This window comes from Pseudomonas sp. 44 R 15, assembly GCF_900004965.1.
Classification (GTDB): Bacteria; Pseudomonadota; Gammaproteobacteria; order Pseudomonadales; family Pseudomonadaceae; genus Aquipseudomonas; species Aquipseudomonas orientalis_A.
Genome location: NZ_CVTU01000112.1, coordinates 47,425 through 68,625, shown reverse-complemented (window position 1 = coordinate 68,625; position 21,201 = coordinate 47,425). Strand labels below are relative to the sequence as shown.

20 protein-coding genes are annotated in these 21,201 nt (G+C 62.4%); 7 read left to right on the top strand and 13 right to left on the bottom strand.

All coding sequences use genetic code 11. The annotated features are described in order from the left end of the window. Positions 1 to 34 precede the first annotated feature (34 nt). From BFP93_RS21980 to BFP93_RS21915, 13 genes are all read right to left on the bottom strand, one after another. Positions 35 to 1,429, bottom strand: coding sequence for an FAD/NAD(P)-binding protein (locus tag BFP93_RS21980; RefSeq protein WP_065894921.1), 1,395 nt, complete (start codon positions 1,427 to 1,429; stop codon positions 35 to 37). A 12-nt stretch (positions 1,430 to 1,441) separates the two neighbouring features. Then, positions 1,442 to 2,209: an ABC transporter ATP-binding protein gene (locus BFP93_RS21975; protein WP_065894920.1), complete on the bottom strand. Its 768-nt coding sequence runs from the start codon at positions 2,207 to 2,209 to the stop codon at positions 1,442 to 1,444. 3 nt (positions 2,210 to 2,212) lie between these two features. Beyond that, a complete protein-coding gene (locus BFP93_RS21970; protein WP_065884927.1) occupies positions 2,213 to 3,553 on the bottom strand; it encodes an ABC transporter substrate-binding protein in 1,341 nt (446 codons plus the stop codon). 21 nt (positions 3,554 to 3,574) lie between these two features. Further along, positions 3,575 to 4,621 carry a branched-chain amino acid ABC transporter permease gene (locus BFP93_RS21965; protein ID WP_065894919.1) on the bottom strand — a complete coding sequence of 349 codons (1,047 nt, stop codon included), beginning with the start codon at positions 4,619 to 4,621 and terminating at the stop codon, positions 3,575 to 3,577. Between the two features lie 4 nt (positions 4,622 to 4,625). Further along, positions 4,626 to 5,507, bottom strand: coding sequence for a branched-chain amino acid ABC transporter permease (locus tag BFP93_RS21960; protein ID WP_065894918.1), 882 nt, complete (start codon positions 5,505 to 5,507; stop codon positions 4,626 to 4,628). Further along, entirely contained in the window at positions 5,507 to 6,277 is a 771-nt protein-coding gene (locus BFP93_RS21955) for an ABC transporter ATP-binding protein (protein ID WP_065894917.1), read from the bottom strand. Before BFP93_RS21955 ends, BFP93_RS21960 begins: the two co-directional genes overlap by 1 nt. Continuing rightward, positions 6,274 to 7,122 carry an acyl-CoA synthetase gene (locus BFP93_RS21950; protein ID WP_065894916.1) on the bottom strand — a complete coding sequence of 283 codons (849 nt, stop codon included), beginning with the start codon at positions 7,120 to 7,122 and terminating at the stop codon, positions 6,274 to 6,276. The genes BFP93_RS21955 and BFP93_RS21950 overlap by 4 nt, the downstream gene beginning before the upstream one ends. A 111-nt stretch (positions 7,123 to 7,233) precedes the next feature. Continuing rightward, entirely contained in the window at positions 7,234 to 8,667 is a 1,434-nt protein-coding gene (locus BFP93_RS21945) for an LLM class flavin-dependent oxidoreductase (RefSeq protein ID WP_065894915.1), read from the bottom strand. Next, positions 8,667 to 9,005 (bottom strand): acyl-CoA dehydrogenase, encoded by a 339-nt coding sequence (locus tag BFP93_RS21940; RefSeq protein ID WP_065894914.1) that lies wholly within the window; start codon positions 9,003 to 9,005, stop codon positions 8,667 to 8,669. The genes BFP93_RS21945 and BFP93_RS21940 overlap by 1 nt, the downstream gene beginning before the upstream one ends. 13 nt (positions 9,006 to 9,018) lie before the next feature. Beyond that, positions 9,019 to 10,215 (bottom strand): SfnB family sulfur acquisition oxidoreductase, encoded by a 1,197-nt coding sequence (locus BFP93_RS21935; protein WP_065894913.1) that lies wholly within the window; start codon positions 10,213 to 10,215, stop codon positions 9,019 to 9,021. Between the two features lie 197 nt (positions 10,216 to 10,412). Continuing rightward, the gene (locus BFP93_RS21930; RefSeq protein WP_141688001.1) at positions 10,413 to 11,876 is read right to left on the bottom strand and encodes a hypothetical protein; all 1,464 of its coding nucleotides are present in this window, start codon (positions 11,874 to 11,876) and stop codon (positions 10,413 to 10,415) included. Positions 11,877 to 12,002: 126 nt separating this feature from the next. Beyond that, positions 12,003 to 13,139: a hypothetical protein gene (locus tag BFP93_RS28690; RefSeq protein WP_141688000.1), complete on the bottom strand. Its 1,137-nt coding sequence runs from the start codon at positions 13,137 to 13,139 to the stop codon at positions 12,003 to 12,005. Positions 13,140 to 13,258: 119 nt separating this feature from the next. Beyond that, positions 13,259 to 13,822: a helix-turn-helix domain-containing protein gene (locus BFP93_RS21915; protein WP_065894909.1), complete on the bottom strand. Its 564-nt coding sequence runs from the start codon at positions 13,820 to 13,822 to the stop codon at positions 13,259 to 13,261. Positions 13,823 to 13,914: 92 nt separating this feature from the next. Between BFP93_RS21915 and BFP93_RS21910 the strand changes: the two genes are divergently transcribed. From BFP93_RS21910 to BFP93_RS21880, 7 genes are all read left to right on the top strand, one after another. Beyond that, positions 13,915 to 14,844 carry a DMT family transporter gene (locus BFP93_RS21910; RefSeq protein WP_065894908.1) on the top strand — a complete coding sequence of 310 codons (930 nt, stop codon included), beginning with the start codon at positions 13,915 to 13,917 and terminating at the stop codon, positions 14,842 to 14,844. Positions 14,845 to 15,110: 266 nt separating this feature from the next. Further along, entirely contained in the window at positions 15,111 to 18,035 is a 2,925-nt protein-coding gene (locus BFP93_RS21905; protein WP_065894907.1) for a monovalent cation/H+ antiporter subunit A, read from the top strand. Beyond that, the gene (locus tag BFP93_RS21900) at positions 18,035 to 18,379 is read left to right on the top strand and encodes a Na+/H+ antiporter subunit C (protein ID WP_003192163.1); all 345 of its coding nucleotides are present in this window, start codon (positions 18,035 to 18,037) and stop codon (positions 18,377 to 18,379) included. The genes BFP93_RS21905 and BFP93_RS21900 overlap by 1 nt, the downstream gene beginning before the upstream one ends. Next, a complete protein-coding gene (locus BFP93_RS21895; protein WP_065884914.1) occupies positions 18,376 to 20,058 on the top strand; it encodes a monovalent cation/H+ antiporter subunit D in 1,683 nt (560 codons plus the stop codon). Before BFP93_RS21900 ends, BFP93_RS21895 begins: the two co-directional genes overlap by 4 nt. Beyond that, positions 20,055 to 20,543 carry a Na+/H+ antiporter subunit E gene (locus BFP93_RS21890; protein WP_065894906.1) on the top strand — a complete coding sequence of 163 codons (489 nt, stop codon included), beginning with the start codon at positions 20,055 to 20,057 and terminating at the stop codon, positions 20,541 to 20,543. The genes BFP93_RS21895 and BFP93_RS21890 overlap by 4 nt, the downstream gene beginning before the upstream one ends. Continuing rightward, a complete protein-coding gene (locus BFP93_RS21885) occupies positions 20,540 to 20,818 on the top strand; it encodes a K+/H+ antiporter subunit F (protein ID WP_010209507.1) in 279 nt (92 codons plus the stop codon). The genes BFP93_RS21890 and BFP93_RS21885 overlap by 4 nt, the downstream gene beginning before the upstream one ends. Next, the gene (locus BFP93_RS21880) at positions 20,815 to 21,153 is read left to right on the top strand and encodes a Na+/H+ antiporter subunit G (RefSeq protein ID WP_065894905.1); all 339 of its coding nucleotides are present in this window, start codon (positions 20,815 to 20,817) and stop codon (positions 21,151 to 21,153) included. The genes BFP93_RS21885 and BFP93_RS21880 overlap by 4 nt, the downstream gene beginning before the upstream one ends. Positions 21,154 to 21,201 lie beyond the last annotated feature (48 nt).

Sequence of the window (21,201 nt, the reverse complement as noted above, 5' to 3'; positions counted from 1 at the left end):
TACACTGGCATCAGAGCCCGCCCCCCTCCCACATTTAAATGTGTGTGAGCCTGGCGGCCAGCGCCTTGGCCTGGATCGCCACATCCGTCACCGCCGTACTCTCCCACCACATCCCGCGCAGCGGCGGGCCCATGGCGAACAGCCGCCCACTCACCTGGCCCTGGGCATCCAGCACCGCGCCTGAAGTGTCCGCCGCAATCCCCAGCGCCAACGGCCCAGGCTGTACCAACCCGCGCTTGAGCAATTGTTGCGGCAACGGCCGGGCAACGCGGCGCCAGTCGTATTCGATGCCGCTGGAGTTGATCAGCGCCGCGCCGGATACCGGGGTGAGGCTCTGCTCGCCACGATAACGCACGCCAATGGTTACGCCGCTGGCCGAAGGTTCCAGCCCCTTGAACGACGCGGCGTGAATCCGCAACCGCCCCTGCGCGTGCAACCGCTCCACCAACTGCGCACTCAACGGCGGCGAACGGTGGTGATGACTCTCCCACCACGGCCGCACATGCCGCACGAACTGACGCTTCTCGCGTTCGCTCGCCTGGCTCCACAACCGGGCGATATGCACCCGAACCGTGTCCAGGGGCGCCTGCCAATCCACGCCCTGATCGAGCGCCCTGCGGCATTGGCGCCGCACTTCACGCAACAGTTGCCGAGGGCTGCGCAGCGTGTGATCGGCACCGAGAAAATCGTCCCAGCCCGGCGGCTGGCGGCGCACATGGGGCAACAGGCCATGGCGCGAGAACACCTCGATCGGCCCGCGATGCCCTGCTTGTTCCAGGGAGACCACGGCATCCACCATGGTCAACCCGGAGCCGATGATCAGCACGCTCGATTGCGGGTCGAGCCGGGTCATGGCCTGTACATCCCAGGGGTCCAGCGCCGCCGCGTTCACGCCGCTGGATTCGGTCTGCGGCGTACGCGCCGCCGGGAACATGCCGGTGGCCAATACGGCAAAGGCGCCCCGCAGGCGTTCGCCGTTATCCAGGGTCAACAGGACGCCGGCCGCGTCGATGTGCACGTCGACCGCCTCTGCACGGATATGCTCGACGGTGGATGCGGACAGCGCTTCGGCCTGCGCCAGGCGCTGCTGCACGTACAGGCCAAAAATGCCCCGTGGCGGGAACAGTTCGCTGATGGGCACCGGCTGTTGCGCCGACTCCGGCCACCCTCCAGCGCCAATGTAGTCGGTGAGCCATTGGGTCAGGTCATCGGCATTGTCCGGGTCGACACTCATGCGCGCCGCATTGCCGTTCAGGGTGTGACCCAGTTCGACGGCACTGTAGGCCTCGCCGCGCCCCAGTTGCGCACGCGGCTCGATCACCAGCAGGCGCCGCCTGCCCGGCAGGCGCAGCAGTTGCACCGCCAGCATCGTGCCGCTCAGGCCGCCGCCGATGATCAATACATCAGCGTTGCGGATCGATTCACTCATGCACCTTCGCCCTTACTGTTTGCCCAGATAAATGTCATGCAAGTCACCCCGTCCCAGCAGCTCGGCGGCGCTGCCACTCAACACCACTCGCCCAGTATCCAGCACGTAGCCCCGGGACGCATAGGTGAGCGCGACATTGATATTCTGTTCGGCGATCAAAAAGCTCACCTGTTGCTCGCGGTTGAGCTGCGCGATGATCGCGAAAATCTCCTGCACGATCATCGGCGCCAGGCCCATCGATGGCTCGTCGAGCAGCACCAGGGCCGGACGGGTCATCAACGCCCGGCCAATGGCGACCATTTGCTGCTCGCCACCGGAGGTCAGGCCGGCTCGGGTGTGGCGCTTGGTCTTGAGCCTGGGGAACCAGGTGTAGATGCGCTCCAGATCCTCAGCCAGCTCCCTGCGGCTCAGGCGCCGCACAAAGCCGCCGCTGCGCAGGTTGTCTTCCACCGTGAGCTGGCCGAACACATGCCGGCCTTCCAGCACATGCACCATGCCCTGGCGTACCCGTTGGCTGGGCTCAACGCCCGCCAGGTTCAGGCCTGCGTAGTCGATCCGGCCACGGCTGACTTCGGCGCGCTCGGCCCGCACCAGCCCGGAAATGGCCTTGAGGGTGGTGCTTTTGCCCGCGCCATTGGCGCCGAGCAACGCAACGATTGCGCCCTTGGGCACACTCAGCGACACCCCGGCCACCGCCAGGATCGCCCCGTCATAGATCACTTCGATGTCATCGACCGTCAGCAGCGCCGGGTGCCCGGGCTCAGTGGCAGGCTGGCTCATGGTTTATTCATCCCCGCTGCAGGTGCGCGGCGTCAGGTGCTTTTCCTTGGCGAACGCGGCGGATTTTTCATCGATCAGCGGCCGCAACAACGCCCGGTCGGCGGCGATCCAGTCGCTGATCAGTGTCCAGTTGGCACCGTCCCACTGCTGCACTCGCGCCGAACCGCCGCCTTCATGGTCGCGGCACGACAGCTTGAGGTTTTGCATCAGGCCCAGGTAGCCCATGTCCTTGAGGCGCGCATCATCAATGTTCAGATGTTCGAGACCCCAGCGCCCCTCTTCGCCATTGAGCGGGCGCTTGCCAAACTTGGCCTGGGCCGTGCGAATCGCCTCCACGGCCACGGCGGCGTTCACCAGGCCCGAGTTGTAGTAGACGCTGCCGAAATTCTTCAGGTCCTTGAGGTCGCTGTGGCCCTTGTCGAGGACCGACTGTTTGAGACGCTTGTGGATCTCGAAGTCGCTGCCTGCCGGGTAGGGTGTGAGCGCCAGGTAGCCTTTGGCGGCAGCACCGGCCGGCAGCACGTCTTCGCTGGAACTGGCCCAGATATCGCCGATGATATGGTCCACCGGGAAGCCGAAGCGCGCCGCCGTCTTCACCGCCACCGGGGTGGACACGCCCCAGGTGCGCAGGAATACCCAGTCCGGATTGGCCTGGCGTACCTGGCGCCACTGCGCCGACTGCTCGTTGCCGGGGTCGGCCACCGGAATCTGGATATTCTCGAAGCCGTACTTGTCGGCGAGCAGCTTCAACGGGCCGAGGGTTTCGCGACCGTAGGCCGAGTCGTGATAGACCGTGGCGATCTTCTTGCCCTTGAGTTTGTCGAAGCCGCCTTCGCGCTCGGCAATGTAGTTCACCAGGGTCGAGGCCTCGCTGTAGAAAGTCAGCATCACCGGGAAGTTGTAGGGAAACACCGTGCCGTCGGTGGCTTCGGTGCGACCGTAACCGAGGGTGATCAGCGGAATCTTGTCCACTTCCGCCCGTTCACTCAGTGCATAGGCGGCCGGCGCGCCGTTGGGCTGGTAGACCGCGACCGGCGCGCCATCCAGGCCATTTTTGAAGCGCTCGTAGCATTCGATGCCCTTCTCCGCGGTCCACTCGGTCTCGCACTCCTGCCAGACCAGCTTCACGCCATTGATGCCGCCCTCGACTTCATTGATATAGCGCAGGTAGTCGATCATCCCGGCCCACACCTGCACGCCGCTTGAGGCATAGGCGCCGACCCGGTAGGTCGCCAGGGGAATGAATTGCTGGTCGGGCGAAGCCACGACCTGGGGCACAACACCGGCCAGGGCCACCAGCGCGAACGCGGTGCCGAGCAGGGAACGTTTCAAGGATGCAGGCATGGAAGTTCTCTTGAGCAAAGGTTAGAAACGCAGCGGCCACTGCCGCAGACGGTCACGCAGGGTGTGCAACAGGCGAATCAAGCCCTCGGGTTCCTTGATCAGGAACACGATGATCAACACGCCAAAAATGATTTTCTGCAGGTTCTGCAACTGCCCCGCATCGACCGATCCGCCGAACAGCGCCTGCCCGGCGTGGCTGAGCAGGATCGGCAGCAGGCTGATGAAGGCCGCACCCACGAAGTTGCCGGCAATGCTGCCCATGCCCCCGATAATGATGATGAACAGGATCTGGAATGAGCGGTTGATATCGAAGCTGCTGGCGCTGGCCGTGCCCAGGTAGGCGAACGCCCACAACGCACCGGCAATGCCTAAGTAGAACGAGCTGACCGCGAACGCCAGGCGCTTGTAGCGCGCCACCGGGATGCCGACCACGGCGGCGGCGGTGTCCATGTCGCGGATCGCCATCCAGTTGCGCCCGACCTGGCTGCGCACCAGGTTGACGGCGGTCCAGGTCAACAGCAGCACCGTGACCAGGGTCAGCCAGTAGCGGCCCAACGGCGTATTGAGGTCGTGACCCAACAGCGTCAGCTGCGGTGCGGAGATGGTCCCGGACGAACCATAGTTATAGAACCAGGGGAACTTGACGAACAGCCACTCGAGAAAGAACTGCGCCGCCAACGTCGTGACCATCAGGTAGAAGCCCTTGATCCGCGAACTGGGCAGGCCGAACAACAGGCCCACCAAGGCGCTGATAATCCCGCCGCCCAGCAGCGCCACCGGCAAGCCCAGCTCGGGCAGGCGCAGCAAAAACCCGTAGGTGGCGAACGCGCCCACCGCCATGAAGCCCGCCGCGCCCACAGACGTTTGCCCGGTGTAGCCGGTCAGCAGGTTCAAGCCCAACCCGGCCAGGGACAGCACCAGAAAGGGGATCAGGATCGCATTGAGCCAATAGTCGTTGCTCCACAGCGGCACCACGACAAAGGCCAGGGCCAGCAGACCGAGCAGGCCCCAGGGAACGCGGCGCTGTACCAGCAAGAGCGGCGCGGTTTGAACAATGGGAATCGACATGGTTTCAGACTCGCTCAATGGCACGCTCGCCGAACAGGCCGGCGGGACGGATATACAGGAAGGCCAGCGCCAATACATAGGCGAACCACGGCGTGATACCGCCGCCGATCAACGGGCCGATGTACACCTCGGCGAGGTTCTCGGCGGCACCGACGATCAGCCCGCCGACCATCGCCCCGCCTATCGAGGTAAAGCCGCCGATAATCAACACCGGCAAGGCCTTGAGCACCACCAGCGATAACGAGAACTGCACCCCCTGGCGCGCGCCCCACAACAGCCCGGCGACCAGCCCGACGATGCCGGCCGCCGCCCAGACGATCTGCCAGATCCGATTGAGGTTGATGCCGATGGACAGCGCCGCCGTGGTGTCATCCGCCACCGCGCGCAGCGACACACCGATGCGGGTCTTGTTGAACAGCAGCGCGAGGATGCTCACCAGCACCACCGCAGCCGCCGCAGCGATCAGGTCGAACTGGCTGAGCATCAGCGGGCCGACAAACAGCGGCACGTCGTCGATGCCCAGGTCCAGCGCACGGACCTGCGAGCCCATCAGGCCCTGGGCCAGGCCTTCGATGATGAACGACAGGCCCAGCGTGGCCATGAACAGGGTGATCTGCGAGCGGTTCACCAGCGGGCGCAGGACCAGCCGCTCGATGAGCAAGGCGCCGACGCTCATCACCACCACCGTCAGCAGCAGCGCCAGGGCAAACGGCACGCCCTGGTCGTGCAGGCTGACGAAGGTCAGCGCGGCAAACAGCAGCATCGCGCCCTGGGCAAAATTGAACACGCCGCTGGCCTTGTAGATCAGCACGAAGCCGATGGCGACCAGCGAGTACAGGGTGCCGGCGAGCAAACCGCCAAGCAGGGTTTCGAAGAAAGAGATCATCAATGCACCGCTCCCAGATAGGCCGCGATCACGTCGGGGTTGGCCTGTACCTGGGCCGGCGTGCCGTCGCCGACTTTGCGCCCGTAGTCGAGCACCACCACATGGTCGGACAAGCCCATGACCACGCCCATGTCGTGCTCGATCAACACCACGGTGGTGCCCAGGTCGCGATTCACGTCGGCGACGAAGCGCGCCATGTCCTGTTTCTCTTCGGCGTTCATGCCGGCCATGGGTTCGTCGAGCAGCAACAGGCTGGGCCCGGCGATCAGCGCACGGCCCAACTCCACGCGCTTTTGCAGGCCGTAGGACAGGTTGCCCACCAACACATCGCGATGGGCTTGCAGCTCAAGAAACTCAAGGATGCCCTGCCCGCGCAGGCGAAACGCCTCGGCTTCACGCCGCGCGCGGGGCAGGCCGAGGGCCTGTTCGATCAGGTGGGTGCGCATATGCCGCGACAGGCCGGTGAGGACGTTGTCGAGCACGCTCATTTTCTTGAACAGCGCATTGTTCTGGAACGTACGGCCGATGCCTCTGCGGGCGGCGCCCAGCGGGTCGATCCGCTGCAAGTGTTGGGCCTCGAACACAATCTCACCGGCATCGAAACGGTAGACACCGTTGAGCACATTGAGCAACGAGCTCTTGCCCGCGCCGTTGGGGCCGATCAGCGCGCAGATCTCGCTGCGCCGCACCTCGAACGACAGCGCATTGATCGCCTTGACGCCCTTGAACGACAGCGAAATATCGCGCACCTGCAAAATGGCCTGGCTCATGCAATGTCCCGTTTTAATTCGGCCAGCCAGGTTGGCTCGGCGGTGGTTTTAAGCGGCTGCCAGATATAGCCCAGGCGCTGAAACCCGAGCAGTTTGCGCACACGGTTTTTCAGCAACCGGCGCAGACCGCCCTGTGGATGGGCGATGGCCCATTCACACAGGCGTCGGCGCCAGGTGCCGTGGGCGGCGAGGCGGCTTTCGATCTCGTCGGCCAGGTGCTGCAAACGCTCGGGTGACAGCAGCAGGCCGGTGGGGGCGACTTCGCTGCGATCGCGTCGCGCCGAGGCCAGGGTCTCCGGAAACGCCAGGCCGTGGCCGCTGTTGAGCCATTGCTCCAGCACCACGGCGAGACCGCCTTGCCACTGGGTGCCCTCCTCGCTCCACAGCACGGTTTCAGCGCCGGGCTGCCACCAGCGTTGCAGGCGTTGCGCCGGGTCGGACGGGCCGAGCAGTTGAGCGAAGTCCACGCGTTGGGTGAATGCCCAATCGGGTTGCCGACCCTGGACGCAGGCGTGGCTGGGATGGAGGCGCCAGAGCTGTTGCTCCAGGGCTGGCGGCTCCAGATTATCGGCCAGCGTCAGCACCTGCCCGCCCACGGATTGGGCGGCCAGCGCCAGCAACAGCAGGTTCGGCTCAAATGCGCCGCTGAGCGCCAGCCGCGACTGTTCGCTGAAGCCTTGCTGGCGCAAGCCATCAGTCGCGCGTTCGACGTCACGCAACACATCGATCCAGCGCCAGGCATGCCATTGGCCCTGGCGTTTGTGGCGCAGAGCGACCTGCAAGGGTGTGAGCTGCGCCCAGTGGTGCAGGCGTTCCAGGGCGGCTTTGGGTTCGGGCACGCTCATAGGGATGACTCCTATTGGATGTTTGAGCGTGCGGTGGTCCGCTGGCTGAAATGTTCAAAACGACACAGGGCAAATGTGGGAGGGGGCTTGCCCCCGATGGCGGTATGTCAGTTAAACCCCTGTTGACTGACCCACCGCTATCGGGAGCAAGCCCCCTCCCACAGGGGTTTTGTGTGAACCGGACAGGTCGCGGTAGCCGGCGCCAGGGTGATTGGCGCCCAACCTCGGGCCCTCGCCAAACAGCTTCTCGCGCAACGTGCCCTGGGCGTATTCGGTCTTGTACACGCCACGCTTCTGCAGCTCCGGCACCAGCCACTCCACGGCGTCGACAAAGGTCTCGTGGGTCAGCGCATACGCCAGGTTGAAGCCGTCCACATCGGTCTCTTCGACCCACTCCTGCAGCAGGTCCGCCACCGTCTGCGGGCCGCCGACAAACAGCGGGCCGAAGCCGCCGATGCCAACCCAGTTGGCCAGTTCATTCGGCGTCCAGACCTTGTCGGGATCGGCCGTGGAAAAGGCTTCCACCGCCGACTGGATGGCGTTGGTGTGCACATGCTTGAGCGGCTCGTCGGGTTTGAACTGGCTGAAATCGATACCGGTCCAGCCGGAGATCAGCGCCATCGCGCCTTCGTAGCTGACATAGGACTTATAGTCATCGAACTTGGCCTTGGCCTGCGCGTCGGTCTCGCCGACGATCACCGTCTGCAGGTTGAAAATCAGGATTTTGCGCGGATCGCGCCCCGCCTCGGCCGCACGCCGGCGAATATCGGCGACGGTCTTTTTCAGCAGCACCTTGGACGGCGCCGCCACGAACACGCACTCGGCCTGTTCGGCGGCGAATTGCTTGCCACGGCTGGAGGCGCCGGCCTGGTACAGCACCGGCGTGCGCTGCGGCGAGGGTTCGCACAGGTGGATGCCGGGCACCTGGAAGTGTTTGCCCTCATGACGAATCTCGTGGATCTTGCGCGGGTCGCTGAACACCCGGCGCTCGCGGTCGCGCACTACCGCACCCTCTTCCCAGCTGCCTTCCCAGAGTTTGTAGCAAACCTGCAGGTATTCCTCGGCATAGTCATAGCGTGCATCGTGTTCGGTCTGGGCTTTTTGCCCAAGGTTCCTGGCACCGCTTTCCAGATAGGAGGTGACAATGTTCCAACCGACCCGGCCCTTGGTCAGGTGGTCGAGGGTCGAGAGCCTGCGCGCGAACGGGTACGGATGCTCGAACGACAGCGACGCCGTCAGGCCGAACCCCAGGTGCTCGGTGACCAGGGCCATCGGTGCGATCAGCGACAGCGGATCATTGACCGGCACTTGTGTCGCCTGGCGGATCGCCGCGTCGCCATTGCCGTTGTAGACGTCGTAGATGCCCAGCACATCGGCGATGAACAGCCCGTCGAATTTGCCGCGCTCGAGGATCTTCGCCAGGTCCGTCCAGTATTCCAGGTCCTTGTACTGCCAGGAACGGTCCCGGGGGTGCGCCCACAAACCGGGCGACTGGTGGCCGACACAGTTCATGTCGAAGGCATTCAGGCGAATTTCGCGAGACATCAAAGCACTCCGTTGAGGTGGTAGTTGCCGACGATCCGGTATTTCACGCGCAGCGGGTCATCGAGCGGCGACGGCAGCGCGGTGCGGTGGCCGGTCAATTCGAACTGCGCATTGCTGGCGGCGATAAGGGCTTCGGCGGCGGCGATCTGTGCCTCGGTGACAGCCACCGGGCTCGGGTCGGTTTCGGCGCGCTCGAACAGGGCCGCAGCCACATCGACACGAATCTGTAAATCGCCGAAGCGGCTGATCACGTAAGGGTCGTCGCTGCGCTCGACAAAGCGGCGGGTGGTTTCCAGCAGTTGGCGTGCGTGGTTCAGTGTGTGGCTCAGTACGGTCATCGGGTCAGCTTCCTCAGTTCCAGGCATGGCGTGCAGGCTTCACGCCGTTGAGCACGAAGTTGCCGATCAGGTGGTATTTCCAGCGCGCCGGGTCGTGCAAGGTGTGGGTGCGCGCGTTACGCCAGAAGCGGTCGAGGTTGTGCTTGCCGGTGACCGAGCGGGTGCCGGCCAACTCGAAGAGTTTGCTGCTGGCGAGCAAGGCCGTTTCGGCGGACAGCACCTTGGCCTGGGCGACGATCAGCGAGGCGTTGGCGACGGTGTCTTCAGTCGGTTCGGCGAGGGCCAGGTCGACCGCCCTGCCCGCCTTGGCGAGAATCGCTTCGGTGCCGTGCACACGCCACGCCAGGTCGCCAATGGCGGCAATGGTGAATGGGTCTTGCCAGCCGTGATCCTGCTGGCTGTCGATCCAGGGCCGTGCCTGGCGGGCGTGAATCTTCGCCTGCTCCAGCGCGCCCAGCGCAATGCCGGTATCGACTGCGGCCTGGATAATCTGTGAGATCGGGCCGTCGGCGGTGGGTTGATCAAACGCGAGGTGTGCGGGGATGACCGCACTCAAGGGCACGCTCACACCGTCGAGGGTCACGCCACCACTGGCGGTGGTGCGTTGGCCGAAGCCGTCCCAGCTGTCAATCACCGTAAGGCCGGGCGCATCGCGTTCGATAAAGGCAATCAGCGCCTGCCCGTGCTCGTTGTTGCCGACGGTCGGCACGATGTGCGCAAACAACGCGCCGGTGCAGTAGAACTTCTCGCCGTCAACGCGGGCGAAGTCGCCGTCGACGCGAATCTGCGTGTCGAACGTGCCGGCGTTTTTGCTCTTGGCTTCGGAAAAGGCATTGCCGAAGCGATAGCCCGCCAGCACCTTGCCGAAGTAGTGGCGCTTCTGCTCCTCGGTGCCGGTTTGCAGGAGGATATCCACCACGCCGAGATGGTTCTGCGGAATCTGCCCCAGTGAAGGGTCGGCGGCGGAGATCAGCTTGATCACCTCGGCCACGGTCACATACGAAACCTCGGCGCCGCCGTAGGCTTTGGGAATGGTGATGCCCCACAGGCCGCTGGCAGAGAACTCGTCAAGTTCCGCCACCGGCAGGCGCCGCTCACGGTCGCGCTCGCTGGCCTCCAGGGCAAACCGCGCCGCCAGCCGCGTGGCGACCTCGATGGCTTCCGCGTCCGAGCGGATGATATGGGCTGAATGTTGAGGGTGGGCTGACATGGGCCGACTCCAGGCTCCGAATGAATAACGGAGCCTTTGCAGGAGTCGTGCCGTTTATAAATCACCCTGAAAATCAACAGGCTGTAGAAACAAGCGCTGTTTTTCGCGATCTCCGGGCAGCAAAATGTTCAATTGCTGTTGCGCTACCAACAGCTGAACCGGGCGGCGTTTTTATGGAAAGCCTGCAACACGCCGCGTCAGATGGTCTGGCTACCAGCGCCAAGTGGCCTGACCTCATACTTGCCCTCGACCACGCTATTGACCGCATGCTCCACCTCAGCCCTCGCCTGTGCTGCGCGCTCAGGGTTATTGGCTTCCCAGCGTTCAATATTTCGCCGCCCGAATTGATCGATAAAGGCGTTCTTCCTGTCGGCCATGATGGTGGTCATTTGTTGCGTGCCGACATTGTGTTCCGGGCTCTTGTCGCGGTACGGGAAGTCCTGACCGCCCGCCACCCAGTTTTCGGTAAAAAACTGCTGGAGTGCGGGCTCGGGCAATACCGATAATCTATAGGCGACTTCAAGAGCAGGCCCGAGCGCCTTTTCGTGGCTCTGGATATTTTTGGCCTCATAGATATCGTTTTCGGTCTTGACCATATCCTTGATGGTGGAAAGAAGCGGCCTGCTGCGCGGGATGGTGCTGATGCCCGTCAGCGAGGGCGGAAAATCGCTGGAGAATGTGGAATCCTTGCGCTCGAACAAGCTGGTCGATTGCAACGGATTTTCCGGGCGCGCGCCCTGGGTTGCACGTTCAAAGCTCTCCGCCTTGGAAAGCCCGCCAAATCCCAACGTCCCGCTCCCGCCAAAATCAACGGTCATACCCCTGTATTGGTCTTTGGCCGTGTCGGGTTGAAAATAACCAAAATTGCAAAATGAAAAATTCAGGTAATCCCAGTTATTAATCAACCGCGAGGCAAAGTAGTGCTGCTGCTGTTCCTGCTTGAGTTCTGGCGGCAACAAGTCATTGAGTTTTTCCAGCACCGAAAACTTGATCAGGTTTTCAGCCTTTACTTTATCCAGAACGCCCGGCGCCTGCCGATGCTGGCCGTCAGGAAAAGCTTGATAAATATCTTCAAGACGGCTGTCCGCTTTGTTATAGGACTGAACGAGCGCATGATAAGAATCGATGACTTTCTTGACGGCTGGCGCGCTGACGAGCGACTTTTCACCTTCGGCCTTGAGTAACTCTGGCATCACCTTGGTATCTAACAGGAATGTACCGAGGTCCTTGAAGCTAGGCTCGACCTTGGACGCAACACACGCAAATTTTGACAAGTCCGCATTCGCGGAAAAGTCCCCTCTGGTGGCTTTATTAAAGTCAAAAAAACCTTCACAACCATTGCACAGCATCATCTTGGGCGCGCCCAAGCCGGTCATCGAGAACAGATTACCCATTACCACTTCTTCAGCGGCGACGTAATTGGTGTAGTAAGGGTTTTTTACGCGATATAGCTCATTATCATGTTCGATAAACTGGGCATCACGCGTGAATAAAATCCCATTACTGCTGCGCTCCACGGGCACTCCACCCGAGAGGTTGACGGGCGCCTTCGGCATCGTCCCGCGAGCGCGCTCTGTATCGGTGTTGGTTGTTGATGTACTCGAAGGCGCGGTCGTCGAGGTATAAGGAACCAATGACGGTGACGTGGAAGAAACTAACATAGCCATGACCTCTGCATAAAATAGACACACTCTAACGATCGCTTCACCCACTCAAAGTCGGCGAAGGGGATTCCAATATCAGCACAGCATTCAATTACTGACCCGACGCATGCTGTATTTACTTTTTCAAGGTTGCTTCCATGGATTGGAAACATAGGTAACAGGAATCCCTTCAAACTGCTTTTTATTCGAAGCCGAATTAAACGACACCCAAAGTCCCGAGCGCGTTTTAGGCATCATCTCCAACACCTTGCCCTTGATAGTGCCGCTGCCAAACGCCTCGTCCTCCAGCACGTCAATAATTTTATCCAGTGCGATACTGCCGGCGTCGGCCTCACCTGCCGGAAGCCGCTGATTCACCCGCACATGAATATGCAGGCCGGCGGTTGAGTCTCCGTAGATCGGGCTGTGCAAATATATTTGCACAGTGTCCTTGCCCGGTTGATAACCGTAAACCTGCTCGATGGAACGCATGCTCACTTCCTTAAAGGATTTAAGCAGGCCAAGGTGTTCTTTTTTAACATCGATGGGATTCACCAAAAACGTGCGCTTTGTACGTCTTTCATATTCGCCTACACGTTCGCGCACATTCACACCCTCACCGGTAATCAGGGGATTTTTGAAAATCTCTTGAAACGCCTGGCGATGTTCAAACAGATCAGGTGGTATCCAGTATCCCACCAGCGCAAAGCCGCCGGTATCACGAGTGCGGGCGCTCAAGTTCAAGGGCTCTGGAAAAATCTCGGGATATTTTTCTATGTATCGCGTATTGGGCATCAATACGATGCCGCCCTGCGAAGTGAACGGCGTTACTGGAAACTGCTCGGGGTGTTGCCGGAAAGCGAGGAACTTTTTGTCGTCAGCCTGCGTAAAAAAATTGTAGATGAAATCAGGCAGCACCTGATTGTGCGTATAGCGAGCGATGCGTGTTTCCAAGCCGGCCTCGGAGACGAGCCCTACTTGAGGCATGTTGTATTTATCGGCGGATTTTTTTGAGCACAATGGGGCTCGGGCCAGGGCGGTTCTATCAACGGGAGGGAGATTGACGCCTTTATCCTCGCGGTAGTTGCGATACCGTAAAGGTGTGGCGAACGTGGCCCGTTTCTTTTCTTCTGCGCCGACCACATGCTCAGCCTCCCAGCTACGCCAGTGTGGCGGGCACTCACTGTTGGACTTGACCGGACTGGCGTGCGTGTTGATTAATGACGCATCATTATCTAACGGCGAAGGCGGTCTGGTCATACCAAGTGGGCTTACAGCCATGGGCATCTCCCCTTATTCCAGTGTTCTCCATTTGGAGAACTCGGGAAAAAAGTAATGCACCCAACTTGGGACGTCGCGATGACTAATCCGAGAATCGCGACAGAACTTTCGGTGTTGCTTCAAATCACCACATTGCGAACAAACCGAACAGCCCCGACGCCATCATTGCAATAGACGTGGGTTTGATCGCTGGAAAACATAAAGAACTCACCCGCCGCTATGTGTTTGTTCGTGCCATCCAGCGTCAGGGTCAAACAGCCTTCGAACACAAAGACCTGCACGCTCCAGCCTTGCGGATCAGGTTCAGGACGATAGCGATCACCCGGCTCCAGGCGCATCTCCCATAGTTCGACTTCACGCCGCGCCGTGGCCTTGGCCAGCAACACGGCTTTGCTGCCGGGGATATCACCCGCCCAGGCCAGTTCGTTGATGCGACTGTGGTCGCCGGCGTCCGGCGCCTGGATCAAATCGCTGAACGCCACCTCCAGCGCTTCGGCCACACGGTCCAGGGTGGACAGGCTGACGTTCTTTTCGCCGGCCTCGATGGCCACCAGCATGCGCCGACTGACCCCGGATTTTTCCGCAAGCGCGGTCTGGCTCAGGTCGGCGGCATGGCGCAGGCGCCGAACGTTCTGGCTGACGTGTTGCAGGACCGAAGCCCGGTGTGGATTTTCTTTGTGCACTATATTGCTCAATGGGTAGGTGTGCGCAGTATACTGCCCAGCGTGCGGCGCATTGTGCGGTCCGTGCCTTTCCCTTGCAAGACCGAGCCGCCATGACTGCCCCGAACTCCCCTTCGCGTTTCAATCGCTTCAGCAAAGCCGAATGCATCCTGGTGGTCATCACCATGATCTGGGGCGGCACCTTCTTGCTGGTGCAGCATGCCATGAGCGTCAGCGGGCCGATGTTTTTCGTGGGGCTGCGCTTTGCGGCAGCGGCCATTGTGGTCGGCTTCTTCTCCCTGCGTACGCTACGCGACCTGACGCTGTTCGAGTTGAAGGCCGGGGTGTTCATCGGCGTGGCGATCATGTTCGGCTACGGCTTGCAGACCATTGGCCTGCAGACGATCCTGAGCAGCCAGTCGGCGTTCATCACCGCGCTCTATGTGCCCTTTGTGCCGTTGTTGCAGTGGCTGGTGCTGGGTCGTCGCCCGGGGTTGATGCCGAGCATTGGCATCATGCTGGCGTTTGCCGGGTTGATGCTGTTGACCGGCCCGGCCGGTGCGTCGCTGAATTTCAGCCCCGGTGAAATCGCCACGCTGATCGGTGCCGTGGCGATTGCCGCCGAAATCATTCTGATCAGCGCTTTTGCCGGGCAAGTGGACGTGCGGCGGGTGACCGTGGTGCAACTGGCCACGGCGTCGCTGCTGTCATTCCTGATGGTGGTGCCGATGGGCGAGCCGTTGCCGGGCTTTTCCTGGCTGCTGTTGTTCAGCGCGGTGGGCCTGGGCCTGACCAGTGCGGTGATCCAGGTGGCGATGAACTGGGCGCAGCAGAGTGTATCGCCGACCCGCGCCACCTTGATCTATGCCGGCGAGCCGGTGTGGGCCGGCGTAGTCGGGCGGATTGCCGGCGAGCGCTTCCCGCCGATTGCGATGGCAGGCGCGGTGTTGATTGTGGTGGCGGTGATTGTGAGTGAGTTGAAGACACGCGGACAAAAAGCCGTCGAGTTGCGCGATGAAAGGGAACAGGAACAGCAAGGGTAGGGTCCGAATGTAGCGGTGGCTTGATCGTTCCCACGCTCTGCGTGGGAATGCAGCCCCGGACGCTCCGCGTCCAAGCTCGCAACTTGAGCCCTGCGCCATGGTGACGCAGAGCGTCACAGGAAGCATTCCCACGCAGAGCGTGGGAACGATCTAATGCCAAATGAGCAATTTCAGCCTACCTTGTAGGATCCTGCCACATCTTGCCGTTTGGTGATCGCGAAAGCGGCACGTATGATGCATCCCAAACTCCCGCAGATTAGAAGCCTATGTCCCTGATAGTTCTACTGCTTCTGCCATTCATTGGCAGCTGTCTGGCGGCCTTGCTGCCGCACAACGCACGTAATAGCGAATCCCTGCTGGCCGGCCTGGTGGCTCTGGTCGGCACCGTTCAAGTCGCCCTGCTCTACCCCCAGATCGCCCACGGTGGCGTCATCCGTGAAGAGTTCATGTGGCTGCCCAGCCTCGGCCTGAACTTCGTGCTGCGCCTGGATGGCTTCGCCTGGCTGTTCTCGATGCTGGTGCTGGGTATCGGTACGCTGGTGGCGTTGTATGCGCGTTACTACATGTCGCCGGACGATCCGGTGCCGCGTTTCTTCGCGTTCTTCCTGGCCTTCATGGGCGCCATGCTCGGGCTGGTGATTTCCGGCAACCTGATCCAGATCGTGTTTTTCTGGGAACTGACCAGCCTGTTTTCCTTCCTGTTGATCGGTTACTGGCACCACCGCGCCGATGCGCGACGGGGTGCGTACATGGCGTTGATGGTCACCGGCGCAGGGGGTTTGTGCCTGCTGGCCGGGGTGATGCTGCTGGGGCACATCGTCGGCAGCTACGACCTGGACCAGGTGCTGGTGGCGGGCGATCAAATTCGCGCGCATTCGCTGTACCCGGTCATGCTGGCCCTGGTGCTGATCGGCGCCCTGAGCAAAAGCGCACAGTTCCCCTTCCACTTCTGGCTGCCCCACGCCATGGCCGCGCCGACACCGGTTTCGGCCTACCTGCACTCGGCAACGATGGTGAAGGCCGGCGTGTTCCTGCTGGCCCGCCTGTGGCCGTCGCTGTCCGGCAGCGAAGAGTGGTTCTGGATCGTCGGCGGTGCCGGCGCGCTCACCCTCCTCCTCGGCGCCTACTGCGCCATGTTCCAGAACGATCTCAAGGGCCTGCTGGCCTACTCCACCATCAGTCACCTCGGGCTGATCACCCTGCTGCTGGGCCTCAACAGCCCGCTGGCCGCCGTCGCGGCAGTGTTCCATATCCTCAACCACGCCACCTTCAAGGCCTCGCTGTTCATGGCGGCGGGCATTATCGACCACGAAAGCGGCACGCGGGACATCCGCAAGCTCAGTGGGCTGGTGCGCCTGATTCCGTTCACCGCGACCCTGGCGATGGTGGCCAGTGCCTCGATGGCCGGCGTGCCGTTGCTCAATGGCTTCCTGTCCAAAGAGATGTTCTTCGCCGAAACCGTATTCATCTCGTCGACAAAATGGGTGGAAGTCATGCTGCCCGTGATCGCGACCATCGCCGGCACCTTCAGCGTGGCCTATGCGTTGCGGTTCACCGTGGACGTGTTCTTCGGCCCACCGGCCACCGACCTGCCGCACACCCCCCACGAACCGCCACGCTGGATGCGCGCACCGGTTGAACTGCTGGTGTTCGCCTGCCTGCTGGTGGGTATCTTCCCGGCGCAGATGGTCGGCTCGATCCTGGCCGCCGCCGCCTTGCCGGTGGTGGGCGGCGCGCTGCCTGAATACAGCCTGGCGATCTGGCACGGCTGGAACGCGCCGATGATCATGAGCCTGGTGGCGATGTCCGGCGGTGTGGTGCTGTACCTGATGCTGCGCAAGCAACTCAAGCGTGGCCGTTTCACCTACCCGCCGCTGATTGGCTACTTCAACGGCAAGCGCGGCTTCGAGCGTTGCCTGGTGGTGATGATGCGCGGGGTGCGCAAGATCGAAAAACGCATCAGCACCAAGCGCCTGCAAACCCAATTGTTCCTGCTGGTGACCGTGGCGGTGATCGGCGCCCTGATCCCGATGCTCAACAGTGGCCTGACCTGGGGTGACCGGCCGAAGATCCCCGGCTCCATCGTGTTCGTCACCCTGTGGGTGCTGGCGATTGCCTGCGCGCTGGGCGCCGCCTGGCAAGCCAAGTATCACCGGCTGGCAGCCCTGACCATGGTCAGCGTGTGCGGCCTGATGACGTGCATTACCTTCGTGTGGTTCTCGGCGCCGGACCTGGCCCTGACGCAACTGGTGGTGGAAGTGGTCACCACAGTGTTGATCCTGCTCGGCCTGCGCTGGCTGCCACGGCGGATCGAAGAGGTGTCGCCACTGCCCAACACGCTGCGCAAGGCGCGGATTCGCCGGGTGCGCGACTTCCTGCTGTCCACCGTGGTGGGTGGCGGCATGGCGCTGTTGTCCTACGCGATGCTGACGCGCCAGACCCCCAACGATATCTCCTCGTTCTACCTCAGTCGCGCCCTGCCCGAGGGCGGCGGCAGCAATGTGGTGAACGTGATGCTGGTGGACTTCCGCGGCTTCGATACCCTTGGCGAAATCACCGTGCTCGGCGCCGTGGCGCTGACCGTGTATGCCCTGCTGCGGCGCTTCCGCCCGTCGAAAGAAAGCATGGAACTGCCGCCGCAACAGCGCCAGCTGGCGCCGGACGTGGCCACCGACCTGGTCAACCCGCGCCAGGCCAGCGACACCGCCCTGGGCTTCATGATGGTGCCGGCGGTGCTGGTGCGCCTGCTGTTGCCGATCGCGATGGTGGTGTCGTTCTACCTGTTCATGCGCGGCCATAACCAGCCGGGCGGCGGTTTTGTCGCCGGGTTGGTGATGTCGGTGGCGTTTATCCTGCAATACATGGTGGCCGGCACGCAGTGGGTCGAGGCGCAGATGAGCCTGCGGCCGATGCGCTGGATGGGCTTCGGCCTGTTGGCGGCGACGTTCACCGGGCTCGGCGCGTTGTTTGCCGGCTATCCGTTCCTCACCACCCATACCTGGCATTTGAGCTTGCCGGTGCTGGGCGATATCCATGTGGCCAGCGCGCTGTTCTTCGACGTCGGCGTCTACGCCATGGTCGTCGGCTCGACCCTGCTGATGCTCACCGCCCTCGGCCACCAGTCGGTGCGCGCGCATAAACCGAGCAACCAGCCCAAAGCCGTCGTCAACCCACAAGGAGCTGCCGCCTGATGGAAGAAGTCATTGCAATTGCCATTGGGGTCCTGGCGGCCTCCGGCGTCTGGTTGATCCTGCGCCCACGGACGTTCCAGGTGGTGATGGGCCTGTGCCTGTTGTCATACGGGGTCAACCTGTTCATTTTCAGCATGGGCAGCCTGTTTATCGGCAAGGAGCCGATCATCAAGGACGGCGTGCCGCAAGACCTGCTCAACTACACCGATCCCCTGCCCCAGGCGCTGGTGCTCACGGCCATCGTGATCAGCTTCGCCATGACCGCGCTGTTCCTGGTGGTGCTGCTGGCCTCCCGCGGCCTGACCGGTACTGACCATGTGGACGGCCGGGAGCCCAAGGAATGAATTGGGTCAACCAACTGATCGTTGCGCCGATCCTGCTGCCGTTACTGACCGCAGCGCTGATGCTGATGCTCGGCGAGAAACGCCGCCCGCTCAAAGCCAGGATCAATCTGTTCTCCAGCATCATCGGCCTGGGCATCGCCGTATTGCTGCTGTACTGGACACAACAAGGCGGCCCCGGCTCGATCGGCGTGTACCTGCCGGGCAACTGGCAAGTGCCGTTCGGTATCGTGCTGGTGGTGGATCAACTGTCGGCGCTGATGCTGGTGCTGACCGGGATCATCGGCGTCAGCGCGCTGTTGTTCGCGATGGCCCGCTGGGACCGTGCCGGCACCAGTTTCCATGCGCTGTTCCAGGTGCAGATGATGGGCCTGTACGGTGCCTTCCTCACCGCCGACCTGTTCAATCTGTTCGTGTTCTTCGAGGTGTTGCTGGCGGCCTCCTACGGCCTGATGCTGCACGGTTCCGGGCGCGCCCGAGTGTCGTCGGGGCTGCATTACATCGCGATCAACCTGCTGGCGTCGTCGCTGTTTTTGATTGGCGCGGCGATGATCTATGGGGTGACCGGCACGCTGAACTTCGCTGACCTGGCACTGAAAATCCCGCTGGTGCCGGAGGCCGATCGCGGCCTGCTGCACGCCGGCGCGGCGATCCTGGCCACCGCGTTCCTGGCCAAGGCCGGCATGTGGCCGCTGAACTTCTGGCTGGCGCCCGCCTACTCATCGGCCAGCGCGCCGGTGGCGGCGATGTTCGCGATCATGACCAAAGTCGGCGTGTACACTGTGCTGCGCCTGTGGACCTTGCTGTTTTCCGGCCAGGCCGGCGCTTCGGCGTTGTTTGGCGGTGACTGGCTGGTGTACGGCGGCATGGCGACCATCCTCTGCGCGGCGCTGGCGATGCTCGCGGCGCAACGCCTGGAACGCATGGCGAGCCTGAGCATCCTGGTATCGGCCGGCATCCTGCTGTCGGCCGTGGGGTTTGCCCAGCCCAGCCTGACGGCCGGGGCGCTGTTCTATCTGGTCAGCTCCACCCTGGCGTTGAGCGCGCTGTTTTTACTGGCGGAATTGATCGAACGCTCGCGCTCGGCCAATGACCTGCCGCTGGACGAGGAAATCGACGCCCTGCCCAAGGCCATGGAATCCCTGCATCCACGGCCCGGCGTCAACCTCGACGATGAACAGAAAGCCGTGATCGGCCAGGTGATCCCCTGGACCATGGCGTTCCTGGGCCTGAGCTTTATTGCCTGCGCGCTGCTGATCATCGGCATGCCGCCCCTGTCCGGGTTTATCGGCAAGCTCAGCCTGCTGCATGCGCTGGTCAATCCGCTGGGGCTGGGCAACGCGGTGGATGAACCCATCCGCCCGGCGGCCTGGGGCTTGGTGGCGCTGTTGATCCTGTCGGGGCTGGCCTCGCTGATCGCCTTCGCCCGGCTTGGCATCCAGCGTTTCTGGACCCCGGAAGAACGGCCCTCGCCCCTGCTGCGCCGCTATGAATGTGTGCCGATCTTCCTGCTGCTGGGCCTGAGCATCGCGCTGACCTTCAAGGCCGAGCCACTGATGCGCTACACGCTGGCCACCGCCAAGAGCCTGAACAACCCGGAAAGCTACGTGATGGCGGTGATGGCGACGCGTCCGGTGCCGAGCCCGGAAGCCCAGGCAGCCGCCCTGGAGGTGCAACCATGAAGCGCCTGTTTCCTGCCCCGTGGTTGTCGCTGGCCCTGCTGGGTTTGTGGCTGGTGCTGAACCTGTCCATGAGCCCCGGCAACCTGTTGCTCGGTGCATTGCTGGGCGTGCTGGCGCCGCTGATGATGGCGCCACTGCGCCCGCAACCGATCAGCCTGCGCCGTCCTGGCGTGATCCTGAGCCTGTTCCTGCGGGTGGGCCGCGACGTGATTGTTTCCAACCTGCAAGTGGCCTGGGGCGTCTTGACCTGCGGCTCACGCCCGCCGCGCGCGCGCTTCATCAAAATCCCCATCGACCTGCGCAGCCCCAACGGCCTCGCGGCGCTGTCGATGATCACGACGGTCGTTCCCGGCACGATCTGGTCGGAACTGGCGCTGGACCGCAGCGTCCTGCTGCTGCATGTGTTCGACCTGGACGATGAGGCGCAGTTTATCGAGCATTTCAAATCCGCCTACGAACGGCCCCTGATGGAGATCTTCGAATGAGCGCCCTGCTCTCCAATGCGATCCTGTTGAGCCTGTTCCTGTTCTCCCTGGCGATGGTGCTGACGTTGATCCGCCTGTTCAAGGGCCCGTCGGCCCAGGATCGGGTACTGGCGCTGGATTATCTGTACATCCTGGCGATGCTTATGATGCTGGTGCTGGGCATCCGTTACGCCAGTGACACCTACTTTGAAGCGGCGCTGCTGATTGCGCTGTTCGGCTTTGTCGGCTCGTTCGCCCTGGCCAAATTCCTGTTGCGTGGGGAGGTGATTGAATGATGCCGTTATGGATGGAAGCCGTCGTCGGAGTGCTGCTGGTCCTGAGCAGCGTGTTTGCGCTGATAGGGGCGCTCGGGTTGTTGCGCATGAAGGATTTTTTCCAGCGCATGCACCCGCCGGCGCTGGCCTCGACACTGGGCGCATGGTGCGTGGCGTTGGCATCGATTATCTACTTTTCGGTACTCAAGTCCGGGCCGGTGCTGCACGGGTGGTTGATTCCGATTCTGCTGTCGATCACCGTGCCGGTGACCACCCTGCTGCTGGCGCGCACGGCGCTGTTCCGCAAGCGCATGGCCGGTGACGATGTCCCGGCCGAAGTAAGCAGCCGCCGCTGAGCGCTGAAGAGAACACAATCCAAATGTGGGAGGGGGCTTGCCCCCGAT